This is a genomic window from Variovorax sp. 01T432, assembly GCF_056398605.1.
On the sequence record NZ_JBFTPS010000051.1, the window covers coordinates 1 to 26,234 of the forward strand.

General features: G+C 68.5%; 24 protein-coding genes and 1 pseudogene. 15 read left to right on the plus strand and 10 right to left on the minus strand.

Annotated features, from left to right (window positions below; genetic code table 11):
• The 5 genes and pseudogenes from AC1DNF_RS28170 to fahA form a co-directional block, all read left to right on the plus strand.
• A pseudogene (locus AC1DNF_RS28170) lies at positions 1 to 215 on the plus strand (MBL fold metallo-hydrolase); the annotation flags it as partial.
• 2 nt (positions 216 to 217) lie between these two features.
• Positions 218 to 1,912, plus strand: coding sequence for an FAD-dependent oxidoreductase (locus AC1DNF_RS28175; protein ID WP_478151954.1), 1,695 nt, complete (start codon positions 218 to 220; stop codon positions 1,910 to 1,912).
• A 7-nt stretch (positions 1,913 to 1,919) separates the two neighbouring features.
• Complete coding sequence (locus tag AC1DNF_RS28180; protein WP_478151955.1) at positions 1,920 to 2,117, plus strand: DUF2783 domain-containing protein; 198 nt, start codon at positions 1,920 to 1,922, stop codon at positions 2,115 to 2,117.
• A gap of 18 nt (positions 2,118 to 2,135) precedes the next feature.
• Complete coding sequence (gene hmgA / locus AC1DNF_RS28185) at positions 2,136 to 3,440, plus strand: homogentisate 1,2-dioxygenase (protein ID WP_478151956.1); 1,305 nt, start codon at positions 2,136 to 2,138, stop codon at positions 3,438 to 3,440.
• On the plus strand, positions 3,437 to 4,714 hold the full coding sequence (fahA, locus tag AC1DNF_RS28190; protein WP_478151957.1) for a fumarylacetoacetase: 1,278 nt from the start codon (positions 3,437 to 3,439) through the stop codon (positions 4,712 to 4,714). The genes hmgA and fahA overlap by 4 nt, the downstream gene beginning before the upstream one ends.
• Positions 4,715 to 4,727: 13 nt before the next feature.
• Here fahA and AC1DNF_RS28195 read toward each other — a convergent pair whose 3' ends face one another.
• Both AC1DNF_RS28195 and AC1DNF_RS28200 read right to left on the minus strand, forming a co-directional pair.
• Entirely contained in the window at positions 4,728 to 5,177 is a 450-nt protein-coding gene (locus AC1DNF_RS28195; RefSeq protein WP_478151958.1) for an acyl-CoA thioesterase, read from the minus strand.
• A gap of 44 nt (positions 5,178 to 5,221) precedes the next feature.
• Positions 5,222 to 6,136, minus strand: coding sequence for a LysR family transcriptional regulator (locus AC1DNF_RS28200; protein ID WP_478151959.1), 915 nt, complete (start codon positions 6,134 to 6,136; stop codon positions 5,222 to 5,224).
• Positions 6,137 to 6,291: 155 nt separating this feature from the next.
• Here AC1DNF_RS28200 and gtdA point away from each other — a divergent pair, with 155 nt between their 5' ends.
• The 5 genes from gtdA to AC1DNF_RS28225 all read left to right on the plus strand — a co-directional run bounded on the left by gtdA (position 6,292) and on the right by AC1DNF_RS28225 (position 11,717).
• Positions 6,292 to 7,362 (plus strand): gentisate 1,2-dioxygenase, encoded by a 1,071-nt coding sequence (gtdA, locus tag AC1DNF_RS28205; RefSeq protein WP_478151960.1) that lies wholly within the window; start codon positions 6,292 to 6,294, stop codon positions 7,360 to 7,362.
• Positions 7,363 to 7,436: 74 nt separating this feature from the next.
• On the plus strand, positions 7,437 to 8,141 hold the full coding sequence (locus AC1DNF_RS28210; protein ID WP_478151961.1) for a fumarylacetoacetate hydrolase family protein: 705 nt from the start codon (positions 7,437 to 7,439) through the stop codon (positions 8,139 to 8,141).
• Positions 8,142 to 8,344: 203 nt separating this feature from the next.
• Positions 8,345 to 9,322 carry a Bug family tripartite tricarboxylate transporter substrate binding protein gene (locus AC1DNF_RS28215; protein ID WP_478151962.1) on the plus strand — a complete coding sequence of 326 codons (978 nt, stop codon included), beginning with the start codon at positions 8,345 to 8,347 and terminating at the stop codon, positions 9,320 to 9,322.
• Entirely contained in the window at positions 9,319 to 10,665 is a 1,347-nt protein-coding gene (locus AC1DNF_RS28220) for an FAD-dependent oxidoreductase (RefSeq protein ID WP_478151963.1), read from the plus strand. The genes AC1DNF_RS28215 and AC1DNF_RS28220 overlap by 4 nt, the downstream gene beginning before the upstream one ends.
• Before the next feature lie 95 nt (positions 10,666 to 10,760).
• Positions 10,761 to 11,717 (plus strand): acyl-CoA thioesterase, encoded by a 957-nt coding sequence (locus tag AC1DNF_RS28225; protein ID WP_478151964.1) that lies wholly within the window; start codon positions 10,761 to 10,763, stop codon positions 11,715 to 11,717.
• Here AC1DNF_RS28225 and AC1DNF_RS28230 read toward each other — a convergent pair.
• Positions 11,657 to 12,493 (minus strand): GNAT family N-acetyltransferase, encoded by an 837-nt coding sequence (locus AC1DNF_RS28230; RefSeq protein ID WP_478151965.1) that lies wholly within the window; start codon positions 12,491 to 12,493, stop codon positions 11,657 to 11,659. The genes AC1DNF_RS28225 and AC1DNF_RS28230 overlap by 61 nt on opposite strands.
• Positions 12,494 to 12,686: 193 nt before the next feature.
• Between AC1DNF_RS28230 and AC1DNF_RS28235 the strand changes: the two genes are divergently transcribed.
• Positions 12,687 to 13,799, plus strand: coding sequence for an NADH:flavin oxidoreductase/NADH oxidase (locus AC1DNF_RS28235; protein ID WP_478151966.1), 1,113 nt, complete (start codon positions 12,687 to 12,689; stop codon positions 13,797 to 13,799).
• A gap of 28 nt (positions 13,800 to 13,827) precedes the next feature.
• Here the strand turns inward: AC1DNF_RS28235 and AC1DNF_RS28240 are convergent, their stop codons facing one another.
• Positions 13,828 to 14,757, minus strand: coding sequence for a LysR family transcriptional regulator (locus AC1DNF_RS28240; RefSeq protein WP_478151967.1), 930 nt, complete (start codon positions 14,755 to 14,757; stop codon positions 13,828 to 13,830).
• A 115-nt stretch (positions 14,758 to 14,872) separates the two neighbouring features.
• Between AC1DNF_RS28240 and AC1DNF_RS28245 the strand changes: the two genes are divergently transcribed.
• From AC1DNF_RS28245 to AC1DNF_RS28260, 4 genes are read left to right on the plus strand one after another with little or no spacing between them, the layout of a single operon-like run.
• On the plus strand, positions 14,873 to 16,033 hold the full coding sequence (locus AC1DNF_RS28245; protein WP_478151968.1) for a CaiB/BaiF CoA transferase family protein: 1,161 nt from the start codon (positions 14,873 to 14,875) through the stop codon (positions 16,031 to 16,033).
• 17 nt (positions 16,034 to 16,050) lie between these two features.
• Positions 16,051 to 16,545, plus strand: a complete 495-nt coding sequence (locus tag AC1DNF_RS28250) for a MaoC family dehydratase (RefSeq protein ID WP_478151969.1) — start codon at positions 16,051 to 16,053, stop codon at positions 16,543 to 16,545.
• Between the two features lie 17 nt (positions 16,546 to 16,562).
• Entirely contained in the window at positions 16,563 to 17,345 is a 783-nt protein-coding gene (locus tag AC1DNF_RS28255; RefSeq protein WP_478151970.1) for a class II aldolase/adducin family protein, read from the plus strand.
• 24 nt (positions 17,346 to 17,369) lie between these two features.
• Positions 17,370 to 18,353 (plus strand): Bug family tripartite tricarboxylate transporter substrate binding protein, encoded by a 984-nt coding sequence (locus AC1DNF_RS28260; RefSeq protein ID WP_478151971.1) that lies wholly within the window; start codon positions 17,370 to 17,372, stop codon positions 18,351 to 18,353.
• A gap of 32 nt (positions 18,354 to 18,385) precedes the next feature.
• On the opposite strand, the gene atpE is transcribed toward AC1DNF_RS28260, so the two are convergent.
• The 6 genes from atpE to uvrA all read right to left on the minus strand — a co-directional run bounded on the left by atpE (position 18,386) and on the right by uvrA (position 26,189).
• Complete coding sequence (atpE, locus tag AC1DNF_RS28265; RefSeq protein WP_478151972.1) at positions 18,386 to 18,631, minus strand: F0F1 ATP synthase subunit C; 246 nt, start codon at positions 18,629 to 18,631, stop codon at positions 18,386 to 18,388.
• Positions 18,632 to 18,742: 111 nt separating this feature from the next.
• Positions 18,743 to 19,714, minus strand: coding sequence for a D-2-hydroxyacid dehydrogenase family protein (locus AC1DNF_RS28270; RefSeq protein WP_478151973.1), 972 nt, complete (start codon positions 19,712 to 19,714; stop codon positions 18,743 to 18,745).
• A complete protein-coding gene (locus tag AC1DNF_RS28275) occupies positions 19,711 to 21,081 on the minus strand; it encodes an MmgE/PrpD family protein (RefSeq protein WP_478151974.1) in 1,371 nt (456 codons plus the stop codon). The genes AC1DNF_RS28270 and AC1DNF_RS28275 overlap by 4 nt, the downstream gene beginning before the upstream one ends.
• A gap of 38 nt (positions 21,082 to 21,119) precedes the next feature.
• The gene (locus tag AC1DNF_RS28280; protein WP_478151975.1) at positions 21,120 to 22,094 is read right to left on the minus strand and encodes a Bug family tripartite tricarboxylate transporter substrate binding protein; all 975 of its coding nucleotides are present in this window, start codon (positions 22,092 to 22,094) and stop codon (positions 21,120 to 21,122) included.
• A 43-nt stretch (positions 22,095 to 22,137) separates the two neighbouring features.
• Positions 22,138 to 22,833 carry a GntR family transcriptional regulator gene (locus tag AC1DNF_RS28285; protein ID WP_478151976.1) on the minus strand — a complete coding sequence of 232 codons (696 nt, stop codon included), beginning with the start codon at positions 22,831 to 22,833 and terminating at the stop codon, positions 22,138 to 22,140.
• A gap of 308 nt (positions 22,834 to 23,141) precedes the next feature.
• A complete protein-coding gene (gene uvrA, locus AC1DNF_RS28290) occupies positions 23,142 to 26,189 on the minus strand; it encodes an excinuclease ABC subunit UvrA (RefSeq protein WP_478151977.1) in 3,048 nt (1,015 codons plus the stop codon).
• Between the last annotated feature and the right edge of the window lie 45 nt (positions 26,190 to 26,234).

Genomic DNA, 26,234 nt, shown 5'->3' on the forward strand with positions numbered 1-26,234 from the left:
ACGTGCAGAAGGGCGTGGCCGCGGGCAAGGACCTGAACGCGGTCTACAAGGACACCTATGCCGCCTTGAAGCCCAAGTACGGCCACTGGGTGATCTTCGACCACTGCATGCCCTTCGACGTCACGCGCTGCTACGACGAGGCGACGCAGTACACCGACCCGCGCATCTGGACCGCGGAGCGCGACATCGAAATGTGGAAGGCCTTGGAGAGCTGATCATGTCGGATGCCCGACTCCCCACATCGACTGCCGAAGCGCCGGTCGATTATCAGTCGCTGCGTTTTGACTACCGCCGCCATCCGGACCAGGACGCCGCATCGCCGGCGCGCCACCCGGTCGTGGTGGTCGGCGCCGGGCCGGTCGGCCTCGCGCTCGCCATCGATCTTGCGCAGCAACAGGTGCCCGTCGTCCTCCTGGACAACGACTGCACGCTCTCGAGCGGCTCGCGCGCCATCTGCTTCGCCAAGCGCACGCTGGAGGTCTTCGACCGCCTGGGCTGCGCCGAGCCCATGGTCGCCAAGGGCGTGTCGTGGCATGTAGGCAAGGTCTTCTTCAAGGACGAGCAGGTCTACCGCTTCGACCTCCTGCCCGAGGAGGGGCACGAACGCCCGGCCTTCATCAACCTGCAGCAGTACTACGTCGAGGGCTACCTGTCGGAACGCGCCGCCGAACTGCCGCTCATCGACCTGCGCTGGTGCAACAAGGCTATCGGCATCGAGCAGCATGCCGACCACGCGCTGCTGACCATCGAGACCCCCGACGGCGACTACCGGCTGGCGGCGGACTACGTGGTCGCCTGCGACGGCTCGCGCTCCAGCCTGCGGCAATTGCTGGGACAGGAAGCCAAGGGCCGCGTGTTCCGCGACCGCTTCCTCATCGCCGACATCACCATGGACGCCGACCTGCCGCCCGAGCGGCGCTTCTGGTTCGACCCGCCCTTCCATCCCAGGCAGAGCGCGCTGCTGCACAAGCAGGCCGATGGCGGCTGGCGCATCGACTTCCAGCTCGGCTGGGACGCCGATCCCGTCGAAGAGCGAAAGCACGAGAACATCATCCCCCGCGTGCGCGCGCTGCTCGACAGCATTGGCCATGAGCGCGTGCAGTTCCGCATCGACTGGGCCAGTGTCTACACCTTCGCCTGCCAGCGCATGGAGCACTTCCGGCATGGCCGCGTGCTCTTCGCGGGCGATGCGGCGCACGGCGTGTCGCCCTTCGGCGCGCGCGGCGCCAACTCCGGCGTGCAGGACGCCGACAACCTCGCCTGGAAGCTCGCAGCGGTGCTCGGGGGCGAGGCGCCCGATGCACTGCTCGACAGCTATGCGAGCGAGCGCGAATACGCGGCCGACGAGAACATCCGCAACTCGACGCGCGCCACCGACTTCATCACGCCCAAGAGCGATGTCAGCCGCCTGTTCCGAGACGCGGTGCTCGAACTCGCCAAGCGCCATGCCTTTGCCCGAGCGCTGGTCAACAGCGGGCGGCTCTCGGTCCCGACCACCTTGCAGGGTTCGCCGCTGAACACCGCGGACGTGGACCGCTTCGAAGGCGCGATGGTCCCGGGCGCAGCCGCGGCCGATGCGCCCATCGTGCGAGCCGATGGCCAGGCGGGCTGGCTGCTGCGCGAGCTTTGTCCGCCCGCTGCTGGCGGCGGCGCGACGCGCTTTACGGCCCTCGTCTTCGGCGAGGGCGATGCGGCGCAGCCGAGTCTGCGCGCCATTGCCGAGTCCGACCTGCCACTGCACGTGGTGCGCGTGGCGGCGACAGGCGAAGGCCAGCTGGCCGCCCGACGCTATGACGCGCAGCCGGGCACCGTCTACCTGCTGCGCCCCGACCAACATGTTTGCGCGCGCTGGCGGCAAGCGACCCCGCAGGCGCTGCGCGCGGCCGTCGACCGTGCACTGGCCAAGGGATGAACACGCCATGGAACTGATCACCACCGCCCACCTCGACGCGCCCGACGATTTCTACGAGGCGCTGATCGAGGCGCACCAGGACCTGTCGACCGAAGAGAGCCATGCCTTCAATGCCCGGCTCGTGCTGGTGCTGGCCAACCACATCGGCTCGCTGGCCGTGCTGCGCGAGGCCCTGGCCGCGGCCGCCGCGCAGCCACCCCACTGAACATCGAGAGAGGACACCATGACTTCCACATCCACCGACGAGCGTCGCTACCAGGGCGGCTTCGGCAACGAATACGCCACCGAGGCCGTGGCCGGCGCCCTGCCGCAGGGCCGCAACAGCCCGCAGCGCGCGCCCTTCGACCTGTACCCGGAGCTGATCTCGGGCACGGCCTTCACCGCACCGCGCCATGCGAACAGGCGTACCTGGGTCTATCGCCGCCAGCCCTCGGTCGTCGCCGGACGCTACAAGCCCTATGCGCAGGCGCACTGGACGACAGGCGCCGACCGCGCGTTCGCGCTGCCGCCGGAGCCGCTGCGCTGGGCGCCCATCCCCGTGGATCACGCCGACGTCGATTTCATCGATGGCATCCATACGCTGGCCGCCAACGGCGATGCCGAGGCACAGAGCGGCATCGCCGCCCACATCTACCTTGCCAGCCGCTCGATGGAGCGCCGCGCCCTCGTCAATGCCGACGGCGAGATGCTCTTCGTCCCGCAGCAGGGCCGCCTCGTGATCACCACCGAGATGGGCGTGCTCGACGTGAAGCCCGGCGAGATCGCACTGGTGCCGCGCGGTGTCGTCTTCAAGGTCGCGTTGCCCGATGGGCCTTCCCGCGGCTACCTCTGCGAGAACTACGGCGCCCAGTTCCGCCTGCCCGAGCTGGGCCCAATCGGCTCCAACGGCCTGGCGAACGCGCGCGACTTCCGGGCACCCGTCGCCGCCTTCGAGGATGCGAGCGGCGACTACGAGCTGGTCAAGAAATACGGCGGCCGCTTCTGGTCGGCGCCGACCAGCCACTCGCCCTTCAACGTCGTCGCCTGGCACGGCAACCTCGCGCCGGTGAAATACGACACCGCCAATTTCATGACCATCGGATCGATCAGCTTCGACCATCCCGATCCGTCGATCTTCACCGTGCTCACCTCGCCCTCCGACACGCCCGGCACAGCCAACTGCGACTTCGTGATCTTCCCGCCCCGCTGGATGGTGATGGAAGACACCTTCCGTCCGCCCTGGTACCACCGCAACCTCATGAGCGAGTTCATGGGCCTGGTCTACGGCCAATACGACGCCAAGCCCGGCGGCTTCAAGCCCGGCGGCGCGAGCCTCCACAATTGCATGGTGCCGCACGGCCCCGACGAGGAAGCCTTCGACAAGGCCAGCCATGCCGAGCTGAAGCCGCAGAAGCTCGGCAACACGCTGGCCTTCATGTTCGAGAGCCGCCTGCGCTTCATTCCGACCGAGTACGCCATGAAAAGCCCGGCGCTCGACGACAACTATGCCGACTGCTGGGCCGGCCTCAAGGACCAGTTCAAGCCATGAACGACGCCATCAACGCCACCCACGATCCGAAGTTGCGCAGCTGGGTGGCCTCGGCCAACCAGGCCGGGAGCGACTTCCCGATCCAGAACCTCCCCTTCGGGCGCTTCCGCCCCGGCGGCAGCAACGATGCCTTCCGCATCGGTGTCGCCATCGGCGACCAGGTGCTCGACCTGAAGGCGACGGGGCTCGTCGACACGGACGACATGAACGTGCTGCTGGCGCAGGACCCGGCCGCGCGCGCCCGTCTGCGCGCCGCGATCTCGGCCGGCCTGGCCGAAGGCAGCGACAAGCAGGCCGCGTGGTCGAAGGCGCTCTCGGCCCTGTCGGCGGTCGAGCTGACGCTGCCGTGCCGCATCGGCGACTACACCGACTTCTACACCGGCATCCACCACGCCACCGCCGTCGGCAGGCTGTTCCGTCCGGACCAGCCGCTGATGCCCAACTACAAGTGGGTGCCGATCGGCTACCACGGCCGCGCCTCGTCCATCGCGGTAAGCGGCCAGCGCTTCAAGCGGCCGCAAGGGCAGACCAAGGCGCCGGATGCCGAGGCGCCGACCTTCGGCCCGTCGAAGCGGCTGGACTACGAGCTGGAGCTCGGCTTCGTCATCGGCCGCGGCAATGCGCTGGGCGAGCCGATCGGTATTGCCGACGCCGAGGCGCACCTCTTCGGCGTGACCCTGCTCAACGACTGGTCGGCCCGCGACCTGCAGGCCTGGGAATACCAGCCACTGGGCCCTTTCCTGTCCAAGAACTTCGCAAGCACGCTCTCGCCATGGATCGTGACGATGGAAGCGCTCGCGCCTTTCCGCGGGAAGTTCGAGCGCCCGGTCGGCGACCCGCAGCCGCTGCCTTACCTCGACTCACCCGTCAACCGCGCGAGCGGGGCGCTCGACATCACGCTGGAAGTCTGGCTGCAGACCGCCAGGATGCGCGAAGCCGGCGAGGCTGCCGTGCGCCTGACGCGCGGCAACACCGCGCAGGCCGCGTACTGGACGGCCGCGCAACTGGTCACCCACCACACGGTGAACGGCTGCAACCTGCAGCCGGGCGACCTGCTGGGTTCCGGCACGCTCTCGGGCCCGAAGCCCGACGAAGCGGGTTCGCTGCTCGAACTCACGATGGGCGGCAAGCAAGCCCTCACGCTGCCCAACGGTGAGCGCCGTACCTTCCTGGAAGATGGCGACACGCTGACCTTGCGGGGCTGGTGCGAGCGCGACGGGGCGGCGCGCATCGGGCTGGGCGAGGTCAGCGGGACTGTGCTGCCCGCCGGCTGAGCCGGATGCGGCGCTAACTGTTCCCCGAGGCCGCCCGCGACGCCTCCAGATGCGCCCTGGCCCGCTCGGCGAGCGCCATCTCGCCCGGCGTGCCCGGCGTGAAGCTGTCGACCGGCAGCGTGCGTCCGTGCGAATCCACCGCGACGAAGACGATCAGGCATTCGGTCGTCTTCTGCATCTCGCCGCCCTTCATGTCGCCGCTGCGCACCTCGACCGAGATGTTCATGCTCGTGTTGCCGGTGTAGGCCAGACGCGCCTCCACCTCCACCAGGTCGCCGATCATGATCGGGCGGTGGAAGCGGATGCTGCCGATGAAGACGGTCACGCAGTAGCGCTTGGACCAGCTCGTCGCGCAGGCGTAGCCGGCCTCGTCGATCCACTTCATGACGGTGCCGCCGTGGACCTTGCCGCCGAAGTTGACGGTGCTGGGTTCTGCGAGGAATCGCAGCGTGATGGATGACATGGGTTGCCCTCGGCGAGGAGTTGATTCGTTGACGCTGCGCGCAATTATGCGAGCGGTGCGGTGGTTTTTGCGCCGAAGAGCTGCGCCAGCGTACGCCGCAGCCAGGCATTGCCCGCGTCCGCGTGAAAGCGCTCGTGCCAGTGCTGCTTGACCGCGTAGGAAGGTAGTACAAAAGGCGGCTCCAGGAGTCGCACCGGCTCCTGGGTGGCCAGGACTTCGCCCAGGATGCGCGGCACGATGACCAGGAGTTCCGTGTGCGCGACGATCCGCGCGACGCTCAGGAAGCTCGACAGCCGCACCACCACGTTGCGCTCCAGGCCCAGGCGCGCGATCGTCTTGTCGATGATGGCGTGGCCCGTGCCCGAGGACGAGATCACCGCGTGCGCCTCGGCTTCGAAGCGCCTGAGGGTCAGGCGCGCACCGACGCGGGGATGGTTCTGCGCCGCCAGGCAGATGAAGTTCTGCATGAAGAGCGTCTGCTGGTAGAAGCCCGCCTCCAGCTGCGGCATGAAGCCCACCGCCATGTCGACATCGCCGTCCTCCAGCCGCCGGCCGCTCTCGGTCGAGACGATCTCGGTCTCGATGCCCACGCCCGGCGCGACCCGGCGCAGATGGTCGAGCAGCCCCGGCAGCAGCACCACCTCGCTGATGTCGGTCATGCAGATGCGGAAGTTGCGGCGCGCTTGGCCGGGGTCGAACCCGCCGCGGCTGCCGCGGGCCTGGTCGAGCTGGGCCAGCGCCTCTCGCACGTGCGGGTAGATCCGCTGCGCGTGCGGCGTGGGCTGCATCCCCTGCGCCGTGCGCGCGAACAGGCGATCGTCGAAATGCGCGCGCAGCTTGTTGAGCATGGTGCTGGCCGCCGCCTGCGCGATATCGAGGCGATCGGCCGCCTTGGAGACGCTGCCGGTCTTGTAGACCTCGTCGAAGACGGAGAGCCATTCGAGATCGAGCTTGGACATCGTGGACCTTTGATTCCTCTTGAACGGACACCATTATTCGAAATTGGAATTCGAGGTATTGATGGACGAGCTTGAACAAATAGTGGGGCGGGCGAACAATACACCGCATTGGCGCCCACTCTTTCTCCCCATCCGGGCGCCCGGAGACGCCCCCGATGACCAACGCCACGCAGGCCGCGCGCACCGACGCCGCGCAACGCCGCGCCTACTACGACCGCATCCTGCCCCTGCACCTGACGCCGCTGTGGGAGTCGCTCCACACGCTGGTCCCGCGCGAGCCGCAGACCCCGTGCGTCCCCGCGCTCTGGCGCTACGACGAGATCCGCCCGCTGCTGATGGAATCGGCCGATCTCATCACCGCCGAAGAAGCCGTGCGCCGCGTGCTGGTGCTCGAGAACCCGGCCCTCCCCGGCCGCTCGTCGATCACGCAGTCCCTCTACGCCGGCCTGCAGCTCATCATGCCCGGCGAAGTGGCGCCCTCGCATCGCCACGTGCAGTCCGCGCTGCGCTTCATCGTCGACGGCAAGGGCGCCTACACCACGGTGGCCGGCGAGCGCACCACCATGTACCCCGGCGACTTCATCATCACGCCCTCCTGGGCCTGGCACGACCATGGCAACGAGGGCATCGCAGGCGTCAGCGAGCCGGTCGTGTGGCTGGACGGCCTCGACATCCCCATGCTGCGTTTCTTCGACGCCGGCTTCGCGGAGAACGACGACGCCAAGGTGCAGCACGTCGCGCGGCCCGAGGGCAACAGCCTGGCGCGCTTCGGCCACAACATGGTGCCGGTGCGCCACGATCACGTCGCGCCGACCTCGCCGATCTTCAACTACCCCTACGTGCGCAGTCGCGAGGCGCTGGCGCAGTTGCAGAAGCAGGAAGCGCCGGATGCGTGGCTGGGCCACAAGCTGCGCTATATCAACCCGCTGACCGGCGGTTCGCCGATGCCGACCATCGCCACCAACCTGCAATTGCTGCCCGCCGGTTTCGCCGGCAAGACGCACCGCGCGACCGATGGCGCGGTCTACAGCGTGGTCGAAGGCCACGGCAGTGCCGACATCGGTGGCCAGCGCTTCGCCTTCGGTCCGCGCGACACCTTCGTCGTGCCCTCGTGGGCGCCCCTGCGCCTGTCGGCCGCCGAGGACAGCGTGCTGTTCAGCTTCTCGGACCGGCCCGTGCAGCAGGCCATGGGCATCTTGCGCGAAGCCTTCCTGCAAGACGCCTAGATGCGCGCCGCGAAGAGCGGCCCGGCCCACTTCCACTTCCCGAACCATCGCCGCCGCGCGCGGCAGGAGTCTCCATGTCTTTCGTCGTTTCCCCTCCGGCCGTCGTCGGCCTCCCCGTTGCCGGTTCCAGCGACCTGTTTCCGGTGCGCCGTGTCTACTGCGTGGGCCGCAACTACGCGGCGCATGCACGCGAGATGGGCTTCGACCCCGACCGCGAGCCGCCCTTCTTCTTCTGCAAGCCCAACGACGATGCCTCCGTCGTTCCCGTCCCCGCAGGCGAGACCGTGAGCATTCCGTACCCCGGCCAGACCGCCAACTATCACTACGAGGCCGAGCTGGTCGTGCTGATCGGCCAGGGCGGCCGCGACATCACCGTCGCTGATGCCGTCCATCACATCTACGGCTACGCCGTCGGCCTGGACATGACCCGGCGCGACCTGCAGATGAAGATGCGCGAGCAAGGCCGCCCATGGGAGATCGGCAAGGCCTTCGACTTCTCCGCGCCGGTCGGCGTGGTGCGCCCGCGCGCCGCGACGGGCGAGTTGACGGGCGGCGCCATCACGCTCGAAGTGGACGGCCAGACGCGCCAGAAGAGCGATGTGCGCAACCTCATCTGGTCGGTGAGCGAGGTGATCGCCAACCTGTCGACGCTGTTCGCGCTGCAGCCCGGCGACCTGATCTTCACCGGCACGCCCGAAGGCGTCGGTGCGGTGCAGCGGGGCCAGACGATGAAGGTGCGCATCGACGGCCTCGAACCGATCTCCGTGATGGTGAGGTGAGCTCACCCCCAGGCTTGCCCACTTCGTGCGGCCGTCTTCCCCCTTGCAGGGGACAACACCGGCGGACCGGCAGAGCCGTTTCCGCGGTGTTTCTCGAATGACGCTGCCACTCGAGTGAGCGAATGGGTGAGCGAGGGGATTTACGTCTGGTCACAGCTTGGCCTTATCCTTCGTTTCTCACTTCATATCGAGCTCACCTTCCCATGCACGCATCCAAGAGAGCACTCCTGATCGCCGCTTGCGGCTTCGCCGCCGGCGCGCTGCCGCTGGCCGCCGCCGCACAGGGCGCGGTCTGGCCCACCAAGCCGGTTCGTCTCGTCGTCGGCTTCACCGGCGGCTCCACGCCCGACATCGCGGCACGCACCATCGCCGACCCGCTGGCCAAGGCGCTGGGCCAGCCCGTGATCGTCGACAACAAGCCGGGCGCGTCCGGCAACATCGCGGCCGACTTCGTGGCCAAGGCGAAGGACGATCACACCATCGGCGTGGTCATCAACGGCAACCTGACTTCGTCGCAGATGCTGTACCCCAAGCTGCCCTACGACCCGGCCAAGGACTTCACCTACCTCTCGCTGCTCACCACCGCGCCGCTGGTGCTCGTGGCACAGAACACCCTGCCCTCGGGTGCCGCCTTCTTCGACGCTGCGCGCAAGGGCGGCGACAAGTGGAACTACGGCTCGGTGGGCGTCGGCTCGGTCGGCCACCTGGGCATGGAACTGCTCAAGAGCCGAGTGCCCGGACTCAAGGTCGAGCACGTGCCCTACCAGGGCAACCCGCAGGTGCTCACCGACCTCATCGGCAACAACCTGCAGATGGCATTGATCCCGCCCGGCCTGGCGATGCCTCAGGTCAAGTCGGGCAAGATCAAGGCCATCGGCATCACCAGCGGGCGCAGCACGCTGGTGCCCGAAGTGCCACCGCTGTCCGAGGCCGGCGTGAAGGACTTCAATCTCGAAGTCTGGACCGCACTGGTCGGGCCGGCCAATCTTTCCAAGGCCGCGCAGGACCGTATCGCGAAAGAGCTCGCGATCATCATGAAGTCGCCCGAAGTGCGCCAGCGTCTGTTCGACCAGGGCTGGCAGGCCGTGGGCACGTCGCCCGAAGGCATGCGCACGCGGGTGAAGGAAGAGTCGGCCATCATGAGCCGCATCATTTCGACGAACGGCATCAAGCTGCAATGACCGCGACCTTGCGCGAACCCGCGCGCGATCTTCCCGTCTTCGGCGAGTACGACGTTGTCGTGGTCGGCGGCGGTCCGGCCGGCATCGCGGCCAGCGTGAGCGCCGCGCGCCATGGCGCGCGCACGCTGCTGGTGGAGCGCTACGGCTTTCTCGGCGGCATGGGCACGGCCGGCGGCGTCACCAACTTCGCCGGCCTCTACGGCAAGCGCGACGGCGAGATGACGCAGCTTGTGCATGGCGTGGCCGACGAGCTGCTCGCGCGCATCGATGCGCTGGGCGGCCTCAACAAACCGCAGGATGGCATGCAGGGGCGCATCCGGGTGCGCTCCTACGACACCTCCGTCTACAAGTGCGCGGCCGACCAGCTGCTGCTGGACGCGGGCGTGCAGCTGTTGTTCCACGCCTGGGCCGCGGCCGTCGTGATGGAGGGCGGCCGCATCGCGGCGCTGGTGGTCGAGACCAAGTCGGGCCGCCAGGCCATCCGCGCCAATGCCTTCGTCGACGCCAGCGGCGACGCCGATGTCGCCGCCTTCGCCGGCGTGCCCTTCACGGTCGGCGACGGCCACGGCAGCGGGCTCTTCCCGTCCACGATGTTCCGCGTCGGCCACGTCGATGCGCCGCGCGCGCTGGCGGCGGTGGGCGAGTTCAAGGCCATCAACGACCTGATGGCCCGGGCGCGCGAACGCGACCCCGGGGCCTACCGCTTTCCGCGCGAAGGCGCGATCCTGCGCCCGCAGATCGATCCGCGCGAGTGGCGCGCCAACGTCACGCAGATCCGCAATGCCGAAGGCGGCGCGATGAACGGCGTCGACGCGCGCCAGCTCAGCGACGGCGAGGTCGAGGGGCGGCGCCAGATCAGCGAGTACTTCCGCTTCCTGAAGGCCGAGGTGCCCGGCTTCGAACACGCCGCCATCGTCGAGATCGCGCCGCAGGTCGGCATCCGCGAGACCCGGCGCATCGAGGGGCTCTATGCCTTGACGGGCGAGGACATCCTCTCGTCCGCGCGCTTCGACGACAGCATCGGCGTCAACGCGTGGCCGATGGAGATGCATGCCGCCGGCAAGATCGAGTGGGCCTTCCCGCGCGACGACCGGCGCACCTACAACCACTTGCCGTGGCGCATGCTGGTGCCGCGCGGCGCCGACAACCTGCTCGTGGCCGGCCGCTGTGCCTCCATGACGCACGAAGGCCAGTCGGCCGCGCGCGCCAGTGGCGGCTGCTTCGTGATGGGCCAGGCGGCGGGCACGGCGGCGGCCGCGCTGGGGGCGGGAAGCTTCGCCGCGGTCGACGTGCCGGCCCTGCAGCGCAAGCTGGTGGCCGACGGCGCCGACCTCGACCGCTGAAGGGGGGCCGGGTGGACTGACAGCCGCGAGACAGCGCCGCCGCTGTTGCTTTGCTATCGTGCGGGCTCCCTTCTTCCCGCGACCCGCACTTCCCGATGACTGATTCCGCCCACGCCGCTCGCCTTGTCGCCGAACTCGTCGACCTGATGCACCTCGAACCCTTGGGCGACGACCGCTTCCTCGCCCAGAGCGAGGACATCGGCACGCCGGCGGTGTTCGGCGGGCAGGTGCTGGGCCAGGCGCTGGTCGCGGCGAGCCGCACCGTCGATGCCGATCGGCCGATTCATTCGATGCACGCCTACTTCCTGCTGCCCGGCGAGCATGCGCCCATCGAATACGCCGTCGACCGCGTGCGCGATGGCCGCAGCTTCACGACCCGGCATGTCGTGGCACGCCAGGACGGGCGCACGATCTTCGAGATGTCGGCCTCGTTCCAGACCGCCGCGCAAGGCATCGAGCACCAGTTCCCGATGCCCGAGGTGCCGCCGCCCGAGGACTTGCGCAGCGAACTGGAATTGCGCGTGGCGCTCGGCGACCGGCTGCCCGCGCGCTGGAGGCCCAAGGGCATCGAGCCGCACGGCATCGAATACCGCCCCGCCGAGCCGGATGACCTGCTGACGCCCGATCGCCGGTCCTCCGAGAGCGGGATCTGGATGCGCGCCATCGCGCCGTTGCCCGATGACCCCGTCGTCCACCGCGCGCTGCTCGCCTACGCGTCCGACCACGGCCTGCTGCGCGCCGCGATGCTGCCCCACGGCCTGAGCTTCATGCGCGAGAACGTGCGCCCGGCCAGCCTCGACCACGCGATGTGGTTCCACCGCGACTTCCGCATGGACGAGTGGCTGCTCTATGCGATCGATTCGCCAAGCGCGAGCGGCGCCCGCGGCCTGTGCCGCGGCAGCCTCTTCACGCGCGACGGGCGGCTGGTCGCCTCCACCGCGCAAGAGGGCATGCTGCGCGTGCGGCCCGAGAGCCTGAAGAACCTGGGCGTTCAGCCCGTCAGCGACCACGACCAGACGCTGGTGAAGCGCACGAAGCCCAGCGACTCGTAGAGCGCAAGCGCCGGGTTTCGCGGGTCGACGCGCAGCAGCACGGGCGCATCCGGCTCCTCGGCATGCAGGTCGGCGATGAGTCGCGTCAGCATCGCGCGCGCATGGCCGCGCCGGCGCGCACTCGCCCGCACATACACATCCTCGACGTACCAGAAGGCGTCGAAGCGATGCGCGGCGGCGCTGCCATGGAGAACGCAGTCCTCGAACAGGCCGATGACCCAGCGCGGGCCTTCCCGCCAGGTGCGCATCCGGTGGGCGGAGAACAGGTCGTGCCAGCCATCGTGCAAGCCTTCCTCGCGGTCGCCCTCATGCATGAGATCGAGGAAGGCCTGTCGATCGATGCTGGGCATGAGCCACCGGACATCCGGAACGGGGCGGGGAGCGGGCGCGGCCCACTGTGCGCGGCCCGGGCGCATCATCATCACCCAGGTCTCGTGCAGCATGCCGCTCCTGTTCGCGGGCAGCGCCGGAACCTCGGATGTCCCGTGCGCCTGTGTTTCACAGCTGACCTGGAAGTGCGGGCTGACGGGGCGGCAGTGCGCATGCCAGATGGCTTCCAGCCGGGGCCAGTCGCGCAGGTTCGGCACCGACGGCGTGAGGATGCCCTTGCATGGCACCTCGGGGACTTCGGAAAGCTGGATCACCAGGACATCCCCGTCGTCGCGCAATGGTGTCATGCGCGGCGTTCGTGCGCAGGCGGCGTACAGGCCGGGGGTGCGCGAAGGCGAGAGCCACCGGGGTGGTGCTGCAACGGCGATGGGATCGAGGACGGACATGAGGGCTTTCTGTTCTTCGTGCGGTGGACGGCGCGGCCCGCGCCGCGCCGATGCGAAAGAGTAGGTTTCCGCCAGCGCCCGAGCCGGCCGTCATGCGAAGAGTCTGTCGTTCCTCCGAGCTCCAAGCCCCCGGACGAGCGGCGGCGGGGCGGTGTTGCTATAACGAGTGCACCCACAGCCTCTCAGGTCTTCCATGAGCGCCCTCTTCACCCCCTTCGCCCTCGGCTCGCTGCCGCTTCGCAATCGCATCGTCATCGCGCCGATGTGCCAGTACAGCGCCGACCACGGCAACGCGGCCGACTGGCACATGATCCATCTCGGACAGCTGGCCTTGTCTGGCGCGGGCCTGCTGATCATCGAGGCGACCGCCGTCGAGGACATCGGGCGCATCACCCCCGGCGACCTGGGTCTCTATTCGGACGACAACCAGGCCGCGCTCGCTCGCGTGCTGGCCGCCATCCGCCGCCATTCGCGCATTCCCGTCGCCATCCAGCTCGCCCATGCGGGACGCAAGGCCTCCAGCCATGCGCCCTGGGACGGCGGCCAGTGCCTCAAGCCCGGGGAAGGCGCCTGGCAGACCGTCGCCCCGTCGCCGCTGCCTCACGCGCCCGGCGAGCCGCCACCCATCGCCCTCGACGCGGAGGGTCTCGCCCGCGTGAAGGCGGCTTTCGTGCGCGCGGCGCAGCGCGCGGTGGTGCTTGGCATCGACGCGATCGAGCTGCATGCGGCGCACGGCTACCTGCTGCACCAGTTCCTCTCGCCGATCGCCAACCAGCGCGACGATGCCTACGGAGGATCGCTGGAGAACCGCATGCGCTTTCCGCTCGAGGTGTTCGAGGCCGTGCGCGCCGCCGTCCCGCAGGCCATGCCTGTCGGCGTGCGCATCTCGGCCACCGACTGGGTGGCCGACGGATGGGACATCGCGCAGAGCATCGTCTTTGCCAGGGCCCTGGCGCAGCGCGGCTGCGGCTTCGTGCATGTGTCCTCTGGCGGCGTCTCGCCGCGGCAGAAGATCACCCTCGTGCCCGGCTACCAGGTGCCGCTGGCCGAGCGCATCAAGGCCGAGGTCGACGTGCCCGTGATCGCGGTCGGCCTCATCACCGAACCGAAGCAGGCCGAGGCCATCGTCGCGGGCGGCCAGGCCGACCTGGTGGCCATGGCCCGCGCGATCCTGTTCGAGCCGCACTGGCCGTGGCGCGCCGCCGCCGAGCTGGGTGGACAGGTCGAGGCGCCGCCGCAGTATTGGCGTTCGCAGCCGCGCGACTTGAAGGCGCTGTTCGGGGACACGCACATCGGCATGCGCTGAGTCGCAGCCGCTGCGCCTTCGCGCCGCGTCACGAGGCGTTGCGTTTCCCCGCGGCGCGGATGGGCGCCTTCTGGGCGACCCGGGTTGCGATCTCGCGAAATCGCTGCGCGGTCACGCTGTCGCTGCGCGGATGCGAAGCCATGGCGATCGCAATCCCGGCCGAGACCGGCAGATCGTCGATCGGCCGAAACACCACCTTGTCGGGCGACAGCCGCTGCGTGACCGATGGCACGAGCGCCACGCCCATGCCGCTCTGCACCAGGCTGATGACCGTCTGCACCTGCGTCGCCTCCTGCACCGCGCGCGGGCTCAGGCCGACTTGCTGGAAGGCCCGCATCACCATCGCATGAAGGCCCGACACCCGGGTCGATGCGTAGTCGACCAGGGGCTCTTTCGCCAGATCGTGCAGGCTGAGGCGACGCTTTCTGGCGAGCGGGTGCCCGAGCGGAAGCACCGCGCAGAACACGTCGCGTTCCACCACTTCGAATCGAAGCGAACTGGCCGAGGCAGTCGGATAGCGCACCAGGCCGATATCGATCTTGTCGGCCTCGATCATCGCGAGCAGTTCGAGATTGGTCGATTCATGCAGGACGAGCTCGACCTGCGGATAGCGCGCCCTGAACGCCGGAAGCAGTCGCGGCATCAGCGAATAGGTGGCGGAGCCGACGAAGCCCACGCGCAGGCGGCCGCTTTCGCCGCTGGCCGCCGCGCGCGCGGCGGCCCCCAGGTTCTCGGCCTGATCGATGCACTGCCGCGCGGTGCGCAACGCGGCGACACCCGCCGAAGTCAGCTGCACGCCACGCGGCAGGCGCGTGAAGAGCGGCGTGCCGATCTCTTCCTCCAGCTTGCGGATCGCCACCGACAGCGGCGGCTGCGCCATATGCAGGCATTCGGCGGCGCGGCGGAAATTCAGCGTCTCGGCCACGGCCACGAACTGGCGCAGTTGTCGCAATTCCATTGATATTCAGCGTATATCGCGAGAGTCTTGATTGGTATTGGACGCATTAAGCCGAGATTTCTACGATCCAGCCATTCCTGAAAACCCGGTCGCCCCGAGATCTCGCCAATCCACGATGAACCCATCGAACCTGCCCCTCGCCGGCGTGCGCGTGCTTGACCTGAGCGCCGTGGTCCTCGGCCCGTATGCCAGCCAGAACCTTGCCGAGTACGGCGCCGACGTGATCAAGATCGAGCCGCCCGAGGGCGACTCCACGCGCCGCACCGGCCCCAGCACCGAAGCCGGCATGGGGGCGATCTTCCTCGGCGTGAATCGCGGCAAGCGCAGCGTCGTGCTCGATCTCAAGAAGGCCGATGCGCGCGAGGCGCTGCTCAAGCTCGTGGACAGCGCCGATGTGCTGATGCACAGCATCCGGCCCCAGAAGCTCGCGGCCATCGGGCTCGATCCCGACACGCTGCTGGCGCGCAATCCGCGCCTGGTCTACGTGGGCCTGCACGGCTTCGCCGAAGACGGCCCCTACGGCGGCATGCCCGCGTATGACGACATCATCCAGGGCTTGTCGGGCTGCGCCGCGCTGATGGAGCGGCAGTCCGGCTCACCGCAATACTTCCCCACCATCGCCGCGGACAAGACCTCGGGGCTGGTCGCCACGCACGCCATCCTCGCCGCGCTGTTCCGCCGCGAACGCACGGGCAAGGGCGGCTATGTGGAAGTGCCGATGCTGGAGTCGATGGCTTCCTTCAACCTGGTGGAGCACTTCTACGGGCATCACTTCGTGCCGCCACTCGCCGACCCCGGCTACCCGCGCCTCTTCGCCAAGCACCGCCGTCCCTACCGCACGGCCGATGGCTACCTCTGCGCCATGCCCTACACGGACGCGCACTGGAAGCGCTTCTTCACCGAAGGCGGCATGCCCGAGGCGGCGGCCGATCCACGCTTTGCCAACATTGCCGAGCGCACGCGCCACATCGATGCGCTCTACACCCTGGCCGCGGAAGTGATCGCCACGCGCGGCACGGCCGAATGGCTCGAGGTGTTCGCCCGGCTCGAAGTACCGGCCTCGCGCATGAATCGCCTCGAAGACCTCGTCCACGACGAGCACCTCCAGGCGACCGGATTCTTCAAGACCATCGAAGACCCCGCGATGGGCACGCTGCGCTTCCCCGGCGCGCCGGTGCGCATCGATCGCCGGCAGTTGCCGGTGCGCATGGCGCCGCGCCTGGGCGAGCACACCGACGAAGTGCTGCGCGAAGCCGGCATCGCACCCTTCAACTGACTCTAGGAAGCACCGACATGGCAGCCCCCGCATCCACCTACCCCCTGCTCGGCCAGGGCTTCTTCTGGCAGGACCTCGCCGTCGGCCAGAAGTTCCAGACCTTCAACCGCACGCTGACCGAGACCGACCTGGTCAACTTCATCTCCGTCACCGGCATGCTCGAAGCCATCTTCATCGACGCCGAGGGCGCCGCCGGTGCGATCGGCGGCCGACCGGTCCCCGCGGCCCTGACCTATTCGATCATCGAGGGCTTCCTGCTGCAGACCATGGTTCAGGGCACGGGCCTTGCCATGCTGGAGTGCACGCAGAAGGTCCTCGGCCCGGTGCGCGTGAACGACACCATCCACGCGATCGTCGAGGTCGCCGGTGTGCGGCCGACGTCCAAGGGCAATCGCGCCATCGTCGATTCGATCGTGCGCGTGTTCAATCAGCACGATGAGCCGGTGCTCGACTACACGGCGCGCCGCATGCTCGCCGGCCGACCGCTCGCGGCAGGCGCATCCTCTTCCTGAAGGGCGGGAGCATGACCATGAACATTGCCAGACCCGCTTCTGTTCGCGATCGCGTCAGCGACGCCGAGTGGAAGATCCGAACCGACCTCGCCGCCTGCTATCGCCTCATCGCGCGCTACGGCATGAGCGACCTGATCTACAACCACATCACCGCCAAGGTGCCGGACAGCCCCGACCATTTCCTCATCAATCCCTTCGGTCTGCTCTACACCGAGATCACGGCGTCCTGCTTCTACACGCTGGACCTCGACGGCAACACGGTCGACAAGCCGGAGGGCGAGTTCGGGGAGTTTCCGGTCAACCGCGCCGGCTTCATGATTCACAGCGCCGTCCACGGCGCGCGCGGCGACCTGAAGTGCGTGATGCACACGCACACCCGCGCAGGCATGGCCGTCTCGGCGATGAAGCACGGCCTCTTGCCGCTGACCCAGACGGCGATGCGCTTCTACGGCGCAATCGGCTTTCACGACTACGAGCAGCCCACGGTCGACATGAGCGAACGCGAGCGCATCGCGCGCGACCTCGGACCGCACAGCGCGCTGATCCTGCGCAACCATGGCCTGCTCGCCTGCGGCCCCTCGGTCCAGGACACCTGGAACCTCATGTACTGGCTGGAGACCGCCTGCAAGGTGCAGGTCGACGTGCTCGCCAGCGGCGCCGAGACCAGCATGCCGGGTCCCGAACTCGCCGCCGCAATGGCCAGGCGCTACGGCCCCGAGGGAAAGATCAATTTCGCCCCGATGGAGTGGCCCGCGCTGCTGCGCCAGCTCGACCGCGAAGACCCTTCCTACAAGACCTGAATTCCAATCATCGGAGACAAGCTCATGAAAGCCCTGCTCAAGACTCTCGTCATCTCGGCGGCCTGCGCCTCCACCATCGCGGCGCCTGTGGCCCGGGCCGAGGACAAGTACCCCTCGAAGCCCGTGAAGGTCATCGTGCCCTACGCGCCCGGCGGTCCGAACGACATCGTCGCCCGCCTGCTTGCCAGCAAGCTCGGCGAGATCGAAGGCAAGTCCTTCATCGTCGAGAACAGGCCGGGCGGAGGCTCCAACATCGGTGCCGAGTACGTCGCCAAGGCGCCGGCCGACGGATACACGCTGCTCATCGCGGCGACTTCGCACGCGATCAACATGACGCTGTTTCCCAAGTCGCAGCTCAAGTACGACCTGCTGACCGACCTCGCGCCGGTCTCGATGATCATGACCGGTCCGCTGGTGCTGGTCACGCGCCCCGACTTCCCGGCCAGCAACCTCAAGGAACTGGTCGCCGCGGCCAAGGCCAAGCCCGGCGAGCTTTCCTTCGCCTCGTCGGGCAACGGCTCGTCGACCCACCTGGGCGGCGAGATGCTTTCCAGCGCCGCCGGCATCCAGACCATCCATGTGCCCTACAAGGGCAGCGGTCCGGCGCTCACCGACGTGATGGGCGGGCAGACCACCTTCATGCTCGACACCATGATCTCGGCCGCGCCCTTCGTGAGCTCGGGCAAGCTCAAGGCGCTGGCGGTCACGGGCAGGACGCGCTCGCCGGCACTCCCCAATGTGCCGACCGTGGCCGAGCAGGGTTATCCCAACTTCGAGGCGGTCGCCTTCATCGGCATGCTTGCGCCCGCAAAGACGCCAGTGCCCGTCATCGCGAAGCTCAACGCCGACATGGAGAAGGTGCTGGCCATGCCCGACATCAAGAACAGGCTGGCCGCGCAGGGCTTCACCGCCGAATGGATGAAGCCTGCCGACTTCGGCGCCTACCTTCAGAAGGAAGTGCCCAAGTGGGGCGCGATCGTGAAGAGCGCCCACGTCAAGCTCGACTGACACCCGCGCGGCTCGCCCGCTGCCCTCGTGCTTCAGCCGCGAAACGGATTCGCGGTCGCGAACCAGAGCCCGATGCCGGTGGCGATGATGAAGGCGCCGTCTGTCACGCCGGCGATCAGGAAGAACATCGTCTGCAAGCTGTCCTTGAGTTCCGGCTGCCGGGCCGTTCCTTCGAGCAGCTTCGATCCGACGATGCCGATGCCGATGCATGAGCCCACCGCGGCAATGCCGATGAGGAGCCCGACGGCGAGGGGGAGGATGTCGAAACCTGAGGTCATGATGCGCTTTCGCGGCCCTGGAAGTCCGGCCTGGTGGCTGCCGGAACCACCTCGGTTCCGGCTTGCATCCACTGTCTCAGGGCACACGCGCGAGGTCGATGACCTCCGAGGTCATGCGGCCGGTGCCAGGCCGTCGAGCCAGGCCTCCAATTGCGTGGTGACGTCGTGCGCGAACTGCTGGTAGGTCGGCTCGCAGACGAAGCCGGTGTGCGGCGTCAGCAGCAGGTTCGGCACCTCGCGCAGCGGATCGTCGGCCGGCAAGGGCTCGGTGTCGAAGACATCGAGCGCCGCCATGCCGGGCCGACCGGCGCGCAAGGCGTCCGCCAGCGCCGCGTGATCGACCAGGGCCGAGCGCGAGGTGTTGACCAGCAGGCTGTTCGGCCGCATCAAGGCGAGACGTTCGGCATTGATCAGGTGCCGCGTGGCCGGCGCCGGCACCAGGTGCAGGCTGACCACCTGCGAGGTCGACAGCAGCGTCTCCAGTGGCACGGCCGTGGCGCCATGCTCGGCCGCGCGCTCCGGCGTCATGTGCGGGCTCCAGGCGACGATCTCCATGCCGAAGGCCTTCGCGATGCGCGCCACGCGCCCGCCGATCTGGCCCAGGCCGATCATGCCCATGCGCTGGCCGCGCAGCACCTGAGGCAGCACGCCGCCCTCGGGCGCGCGCCAGAGGCCCTTGCGCAGCAGCGCCGTCTGGGCCGGCATCTGGCGCGTGGCCGCGAGGATCAGGGCCCAGGTCATCTCGCAGGTGCTCTCTTTCGACGGACCCCATCCGGTATGGCCGACCGGGATGCCACGGGCTTCGAGCGCCGCGAGATCCAGCGTGGTGTTGCGCGTGCCGGTGAAGACCAGGTAGCGCAGCTTCGGCAGCTGCGCGATCAATGCGGCGTCGAAGGGCGTGCGGTCACGCATCAGCACCACGGCATCGGCGTCGCGCAGCGCGTCGACGAGCGCCGCGCCGTGGATCGGTTCGTGGTGAACGCGCAGCTCGGCGCGCGAGCTGATCGCGCGCCAGTCGCCCAGGCGCTCGAACGCCCGCTCCCAATCGTCGAGGACAACGATGCGGGGACGCGCGGCGCTCATGGCCGCGCCAGCGCGGTCAGCGCGCGAACGTCCGCAGCCTCGCCGAGCGACCAGCATGCGGCCAGCACTTCGGTGGTCCTCTTCTGGCCGAGGATGCCGTCCGACAGGCCGTGGAACTTGCGCTCCAGGTCGGCATCGCTCATCGGGCGCTGCAGCGAGCCGATCGCGTGCTCGACGAACACGTGTTCGCGGCGGCCGTCCTTGAGCACGGCCGTCACGTCCGCGCTCGCCTCGTCGATGCTGTCGTCCACCGTCGCCACCACCTTGCGGCGCAGCGCGACGACGTCGGGGCGGTTCACGATGTCGTCGGCGAACTCCTCCTCCGCGGCGCGGCCGAAGAACAGCCCGGCCGCGCAGCCGTGGTAGACGCTGAACTTGCCCTGCAAGCCATCCGCCGGCTCCTTCTTGCCGGTGAGTTCGAGCACCAGCGAATGGACCTTGAGCTCGATTCGCTCGACCTGCTCGGGCAGGACGCCACGGTCGCGCAACTGCACGCAGGCGTCGATGCTCGGGTGGATCACGATGCCGCAGGCGAAGGGCTTGTAGCTGTTGAAGGAGATCTCGAAACGCTTGGCGAGCTCGTCCGTCACTTCGTTCCAGTCGTACTTGGTGGAGAGCACCTGCGCCCAGCCGCGCGGCGCTTCGATCGCCCTCGGGCTCGCGGTGTAGCCGTGCTGCGCCATCAGTGCCGACATCAGGCCGGCGCGCGCCGCGCCACCGGGATGGAAGGGCTTGGTCATGGTGCCGAACTGCTCGCGCAGGCCGACCGGCTGCGATGCCGCGATGCCCAGCGCCATCGCGGTCTGGTCCGCGTTCAGGCCCAGCAGGCGTGCGCATGCGGCGGCGGCGCCCAGCATGCCGGTGGTGCCGGTGATGTGCCAGCCGCGGTCGTAGTGCTCGGGATAGACCGTGTTGCCCAGGCGGCAGGCCACGTCGATGCCCAGCACCAGCGCGTCCAGCACCTGCCGGCCGCTCGCGCCGGTGTGCTCGGCCAGCGCCAGCGCGGCGGAGGCCACCGGGCCGGCCGGATGGATGATGGTCTTCAGGTGCGTGTCGTCGAAGTCGAAGGTGTGCGAGGTGATGCCGTTGAGCAGCGCGGCGCTGGCGATGTCCACCTTCTCGGCGCGGCCGAGGATAGTGGCCTGCGGCGCGGGCTGCAGCACCTGCACCGCGGCCAGCGCGGCCTCGGCGGCCTCGTGGCGGGCGGCGCCCACGGCGCAGCCGAACCAGTTGAGGAAGGTGCGATGGGCCTCGTGGTCCACCGCGTCGCTCCAGCCGCGCGAGGGATGGTTGGCCACGTATTCGGCCAGGATGCGGGTGACGGGCGGTGCGTTGTGGTCGGCTGCGACCTGTGTATTGCGGGCCATGCGGAGAGACTTGCCTGGAGAGTTGAAGGAAGAAAGGATCAGTTGTCGAGTTGGATCTTGCGGTCGCGCGCGATCTGGGTCCAGCGCGCGATGTCGGCCACCATGAAGTCGCTGAACTGCCTGGGCGTCATGGGCTGGGGCTCGATCGCCTCGACCGAGAGCTTGTCGCGCAGGTCAGGCGCCTTGAGCACCGTGTTGAGCGTGTCGTTGAGCTTGGCCACCACATCGGCGGGCATGCCGGCCGGGCCGACCACGCCATACCACTGCATGGCGTCGAAGCCCTTGAGGCCGAGCTCTTCCAGCGTCGGCGTGTCCTTGAGCGCGGGGTGGCGCGTCCTGCCGGTCACGGCCAGGGCGCGCACGCGGCCGGAGTGGATGTGGGCCAGGGCCGCCGCCAGGCCGGGGAACATGGCCTGCGTCTGTCCGCCCATCAGGTCGGTGAAGGCCGGCGCGATGCCGCGGTAGGGCACATGCACCATGAACACGCCCATCTGCTGCTTGAAGAGTTCCATCGTCAGGTGCGTGAGCGAGCCCGCGCCGGCCGAGCCGTAGCTGAGCTTGCTCGGGTTCGCCTTCGCGTAGGCGACGAACTGCTGGAAGTCCTTGGCCGGCACGTCGTTGTTGATCACCAGCACATTGGGTGTGCCGCCGATCATGCCGATCGCCGTGAAGTCCTTGATCGGGTCGTAGGGCAGCTTGCGCGTGGCGGGGCTCGTGCCGTGCGTGGCCACATAGCCCTGCATCAGCGTGTAGCCGTCCGGCGTCGCGCGCGCCGTGTTCTGCGATGCGAGGACGCCGCCCCCGCCGCCCTGGTTGTCCACGATGAAGGTCTGGTTCAGCACCCGGCCCCAGCGCTCCGTCACCGTCCGCCCGACCAGGTCGCTGCCGCCGCCGGCCGCCACCGGCACGATGTAGCGGATGGGCTTGCTCGGGAAGGCTTGTTGCGCCCGGGCCAGGCCGGGCAGGCCGATGAGGGCCGGAGGAAGCGCGAGGACGAAGGCGCGACGTTGCATGGGTGTCTCCTGGGATTGATTTCGAATGCAGAGCCGGCGGCGCTCAGGGCGCGGAGCCCGGAAGCCGCGTGTAGGCGTCGCCGACGTGGCGGGCCATGAGCTTTTCGACGCGCGCGACGTTGCCCTCGCGCAGCGCAGCGGCGATCGCCTCGTGCTCGGTGATCGAGGCGCGCATGCCGGTGTCGTGCGAGAGGTTCTTCAGGCGCGACAGGTGCAGCTTCTGCACCACGCCGCGGTAGGTTTCGGCCAGCGCGTGGTTGCCGGCGGCTTCCACGATGGCCCAGTGAAAGTTGAGGTTCTCGCCGTAGTAGCGCTGTACCTCGTGCGCGGCGGCGGCCTCATGCATGACGGCGATGGAGGCGTCGAGCAGGTCGGCGAGCGCGAGGCGCGCCGCCTCGGGCAGGCGCGCCGCGCGCCGGCCGGCAAAGCCGTCGAGCAGGCCGCGCATTTCATAGAGGTCGCGCACCTCGTCGGCGTCCGGCTCGCGCACGAAGACGCCCGCGTGCTTGCGCGCCACGACCAGGCCGGTGCTCTCGAGTTCACGCAGGGCCTCGCGCACGGGCACGCGGGAGATGCCCAGGCGCGCGGCCACGTCGGGCTCGTTGATGCGCTGGCCGGGGACCAGCTCGCCGCGCAGGATCATGGCGAGCATGTCGTCGCGCACGAGCTTGGCCAGCGGGATGTCGCGCACGGCGGACATGTTGTGGTGAGTGGCTTCGGTGAGCCAGGGGAGCATCATGGTGGATTCGTGGTATTTCGAATATCGTATACGAGCGGGGTTGAGATCAGCCCTGGGGTTACACCTAGGGGCTGGCGCGCAGAGACGCGGGAGGCTCACTTGACCAAGGCTTCTCGCACGGCCTCGATGGCGTCGCCCACTGTGCCGATGCAACGACTGAATTCCCATTGACCATGCGCAGCAGCGCGCTCAGTTCATTGCGCGTGGCGTGGCCCTCTTTGCCCCAGTAGCGCTTATGCGGGAGGGAGGCGCTAGAGGTCAAAGGGCGAGCTTGAGCTTGCTGACCTGGGGGGACCCTTCGATGGCGCCTAGAGCAGCCGCTTCAGATACCGCCCGGTATGGCTCTCTTCGTTCGCCGCGATGTCCTCCGGCGTCCCCACACCCACCACAGTCCCGCCGCCCGCCCCGCCCTCCGGTCCCATGTCGATGAGCCAGTCGGCGGTCTTGATCACGTCGAGGTTGTGCTCGATCACCACGATGGTGTTGCCCGCGTCGCGCAGCTGGTGAAGCACCTTCAGCAGCAGCTCGATGTCCGCGAAGTGCAGCCCCGTCGTCGGCTCGTCCAGGATGTAGAGCGTGCGCCCCGTGTCCCGCTTGCTCAGCTCCAGCGCCAGCTTCACGCGCTGCGCCTCGCCGCCGGACAAGGTGGTCGCCGACTGGCCCAGCTTGATGTAGCTCAGGCCCACATCCAGCAGCGTGCGCAGCTTGCGCTCGATGGTCGGCACCGCCTTCAGGAACTCGTGCGCGGTCTCGACCGTCATGTCGAGGATCTGCGCGATGTTCCTGCCCTTGTATTGCACCTCCAGCGTCTCGCGGTTGTAGCGATGGCCATGGCAAACCTCGCAGGGCACGTAGACGTCGGGCAGGAAGTGCATCTCCACCTTCACCACGCCGTCGCCCTGGCAGGCCTCGCAGCGGCCGCCCGCCACGTTGAAGCTGAAGCGCCCGGGGCCGTAGCCGCGCTCGCGCGCCGCGTTGGTCTCGGCCATCAACTCGCGGATCGGCGTGAAGAGGCCGGTGTAGGTCGCCGGGTTGCTGCGCGGCGTGCGGCCGATGGGCGACTGGTCGACGTTGATGACCTTGTCGAAATACTCGATGCCTTCGATCGCCTCGTGCGGCGCGGGCTCCTCGTGCGCGCGGTAGAGCGTGCGCGCCACCGCGCTGTAGAGCGTGTCGTTGACCAGGGTCGACTTGCCCGAACCCGACACGCCCGTCACGCAGGTGAGCAGGCCGACCGGGAAAGCCACGTCCACGTTCCTGAGGTTGTTGCCGGTCGCGCCGATGACGCGGATCTCCTGCAGCGCGGTCTGCGATGCCAGGTGCGCCGCCTCGCGCGCGGCGCGCCGCTCGGCGGCCGGGCTCGGCGGAAAGCGCGAGGCCTTCTTGCCCTCGTTGAAGGCCGGCTTCGCGACCACCGGCAGCCAGGGCGTGCGGCGCTCGGGCACGGCGATCTTCTTGAGGCCCGAAAGGTACTGCCCGGTCAGCGACGCCGGATTGGCCGCGACCTGGGCATAGGTGCCCTGCGCCATCACGCGCCCGCCATGGACGCCGGCGCCGGGGCCCATGTCGATCACGTGGTCCGCCGCCTGGATCATGTCCTCGTCGTGCTCGACCACGATCACGCTGTTGCCGATGTCGCGCAGGTGCTTGAGCGTGCCGATGAGCCGGTCGTTGTCGCGCTGGTGCAGGCCGATGCTGGGCTCGTCGAGCACGTACATCACGCCCGTGAGGCCGGAGCCGATTTGCGAAGCGAGCCGGATGCGCTGCGCCTCGCCGCCCGAGAGGGTCTCGGCGCTGCGGTCCAGGCTCAGGTAGTTGAGCCCGACGTCGTTCAGGAACTTCAGCCGCAGGCCGATCTCGCGCACGATCTTGTCGGCGATCTCGGCCTTGGCGCCGCGCAAGTGCAGCTGCTGGAAGTAGGCGAGGCTGTCGCGCAGCGTCGCGCGGCTGATCTCGAAGATCGCCATGCGCTGCTGCTCGGCGCCGGACTCGTCGACCAGGAACACATTGCGCGCTTCGCGCCGCAGCCGCGTGCCGTCGCATTCCGGGCAGGGCTGCATGTTGCGAAAGCGCGAGAGGTCTTCGCGCACCATCGTCGAATCGGTCTCGCGATAGCGCCGCGCCATGTTCGGGATCACGCCCTCGAAGGGGTGCTTGCGCGTGAGCTTCTTGCCGGCCTGCTGGCCGCTGTCCATCACGTAACTGAACTTGATCTCTTCCTGCGCCGAGCCGTGCAGCACGGCCTGCTGCACGGAAGCGGGCAGGTTCTCGAAGGGCGTATCGATGTCGAACTTGTAGTGCTTGGCCAGGCTCTCCAGCATGCTGAAGTAATAGCCGTTGCGCCGGTCCCAGCCCTTGATGGCGCCGCTCGCGAGGCTCAGCGTCGGGAATGCGACCACGCGGGCCGGGTCGAAGACCTCGCGGTGGCCCAGGCCGTCGCAGCTCGGGCAGGCGCCCACCGGCGAGTTGAAGGAGAACAGGCGCGGTTCGAGCTCGGCCAGCGAGTAGTGGCAGATCGGGCAGGCGAACTTGGCGTTGAAGAGATGTTCCTTGCTGCTGCCGTCCTCGTGCATCTCGAGCGCGATCGCGCGGCCTTCGGCCAGGCGCAGCGCGTTCTCGAAGCTCTCGGCCAGGCGCTGCTGCATGTCGGGGCGCGCGCGCAGGCGGTCGATGACCACGTCGATGTCGTGCTTCTCGGTCTTCTTGAGCTTGGGCAGGTCGTTGTATTCGAAGGTCTCGCCGTCGACGCGGAAGCGCACGTAGCCGGCGGCCTGCATTTCGGCGAAGAGTTCGAGGAACTCGCCCTTCTTCTCGCGTGCCACGGGCGCGAGGATCATCAGGCGCGGTTCGTCGGGAATGGCCATCACCGCGTCCACCATCTGGCTCACCGTCTGCGCCTGCAGGGGCAGGTGGTGGTCGGGGCAGTAGGGCGTGCCGGCGCGGGCATACAGCAGGCGCAGGTAGTCGTGGATCTCGGTCACGGTGCCCACGGTGGAGCGCGGGTTGTGGCTGGTTGCCTTCTGCTCGATGCTGATCGCGGGCGACAGGCCCTCGATCACGTCGACGTCGGGCTTGTCCATGAGCTGCAGGAACTGCCGCGCATAGGCCGACAGGCTCTCGACGTAGCGGCGCTGGCCTTCGGCATAGAGCGTGTCGAACGCGAGGCTCGACTTGCCCGAGCCCGACAGGCCGGTGATCACCACCAGCTGGTTGCGCGGGATGTCGAGGTCGAAGTTCTTGAGGTTGTGCGTGCGCGCGCCGCGGATGCTGATGCGCTGCTGCGCGAGCGCCGCGCCGAGGTAGGCGCTGTCCGCGCGATCCGCCGGATCCGCGGCTTCCAGGGGGGATGAATTCACTGATGTGTCGGTTTTGGGCAACCGAGCATGATACGTGCCCGGCGA

Coding starts and splice junctions, on each gene's coding strand:
- AC1DNF_RS28175 (WP_478151954.1), top strand. CDS start 218: ATGTCGGATGCCCGACTCCCCACATCGACTGCCGAAGCGCCGGTCGAT.
- AC1DNF_RS28180 (WP_478151955.1), top strand. CDS start 1,920: ATGGAACTGATCACCACCGCCCACCTCGACGCGCCCGACGATTTCTAC.
- hmgA (WP_478151956.1), top strand. CDS start 2,136: ATGACTTCCACATCCACCGACGAGCGTCGCTACCAGGGCGGCTTCGGC.
- fahA (WP_478151957.1), top strand. CDS start 3,437: ATGAACGACGCCATCAACGCCACCCACGATCCGAAGTTGCGCAGCTGG.
- AC1DNF_RS28195 (WP_478151958.1), bottom strand. CDS start 5,177: ATGTCATCCATCACGCTGCGATTCCTCGCAGAACCCAGCACCGTCAAC.
- AC1DNF_RS28200 (WP_478151959.1), bottom strand. CDS start 6,136: ATGTCCAAGCTCGATCTCGAATGGCTCTCCGTCTTCGACGAGGTCTAC.
- gtdA (WP_478151960.1), top strand. CDS start 6,292: ATGACCAACGCCACGCAGGCCGCGCGCACCGACGCCGCGCAACGCCGC.
- AC1DNF_RS28210 (WP_478151961.1), top strand. CDS start 7,437: ATGTCTTTCGTCGTTTCCCCTCCGGCCGTCGTCGGCCTCCCCGTTGCC.
- AC1DNF_RS28215 (WP_478151962.1), top strand. CDS start 8,345: ATGCACGCATCCAAGAGAGCACTCCTGATCGCCGCTTGCGGCTTCGCC.
- AC1DNF_RS28220 (WP_478151963.1), top strand. CDS start 9,319: ATGACCGCGACCTTGCGCGAACCCGCGCGCGATCTTCCCGTCTTCGGC.
- AC1DNF_RS28225 (WP_478151964.1), top strand. CDS start 10,761: ATGACTGATTCCGCCCACGCCGCTCGCCTTGTCGCCGAACTCGTCGAC.
- AC1DNF_RS28230 (WP_478151965.1), bottom strand. CDS start 12,493: ATGTCCGTCCTCGATCCCATCGCCGTTGCAGCACCACCCCGGTGGCTC.
- AC1DNF_RS28235 (WP_478151966.1), top strand. CDS start 12,687: ATGAGCGCCCTCTTCACCCCCTTCGCCCTCGGCTCGCTGCCGCTTCGC.
- AC1DNF_RS28240 (WP_478151967.1), bottom strand. CDS start 14,757: ATGGAATTGCGACAACTGCGCCAGTTCGTGGCCGTGGCCGAGACGCTG.
- AC1DNF_RS28245 (WP_478151968.1), top strand. CDS start 14,873: ATGAACCCATCGAACCTGCCCCTCGCCGGCGTGCGCGTGCTTGACCTG.
- AC1DNF_RS28250 (WP_478151969.1), top strand. CDS start 16,051: ATGGCAGCCCCCGCATCCACCTACCCCCTGCTCGGCCAGGGCTTCTTC.
- AC1DNF_RS28255 (WP_478151970.1), top strand. CDS start 16,563: ATGAACATTGCCAGACCCGCTTCTGTTCGCGATCGCGTCAGCGACGCC.
- AC1DNF_RS28260 (WP_478151971.1), top strand. CDS start 17,370: ATGAAAGCCCTGCTCAAGACTCTCGTCATCTCGGCGGCCTGCGCCTCC.
- atpE (WP_478151972.1), bottom strand. CDS start 18,631: ATGACCTCAGGTTTCGACATCCTCCCCCTCGCCGTCGGGCTCCTCATC.
- AC1DNF_RS28270 (WP_478151973.1), bottom strand. CDS start 19,714: ATGAGCGCCGCGCGTCCCCGCATCGTTGTCCTCGACGATTGGGAGCGG.
- AC1DNF_RS28275 (WP_478151974.1), bottom strand. CDS start 21,081: ATGGCCCGCAATACACAGGTCGCAGCCGACCACAACGCACCGCCCGTC.
- AC1DNF_RS28280 (WP_478151975.1), bottom strand. CDS start 22,094: ATGCAACGTCGCGCCTTCGTCCTCGCGCTTCCTCCGGCCCTCATCGGC.
- AC1DNF_RS28285 (WP_478151976.1), bottom strand. CDS start 22,833: ATGATGCTCCCCTGGCTCACCGAAGCCACTCACCACAACATGTCCGCC.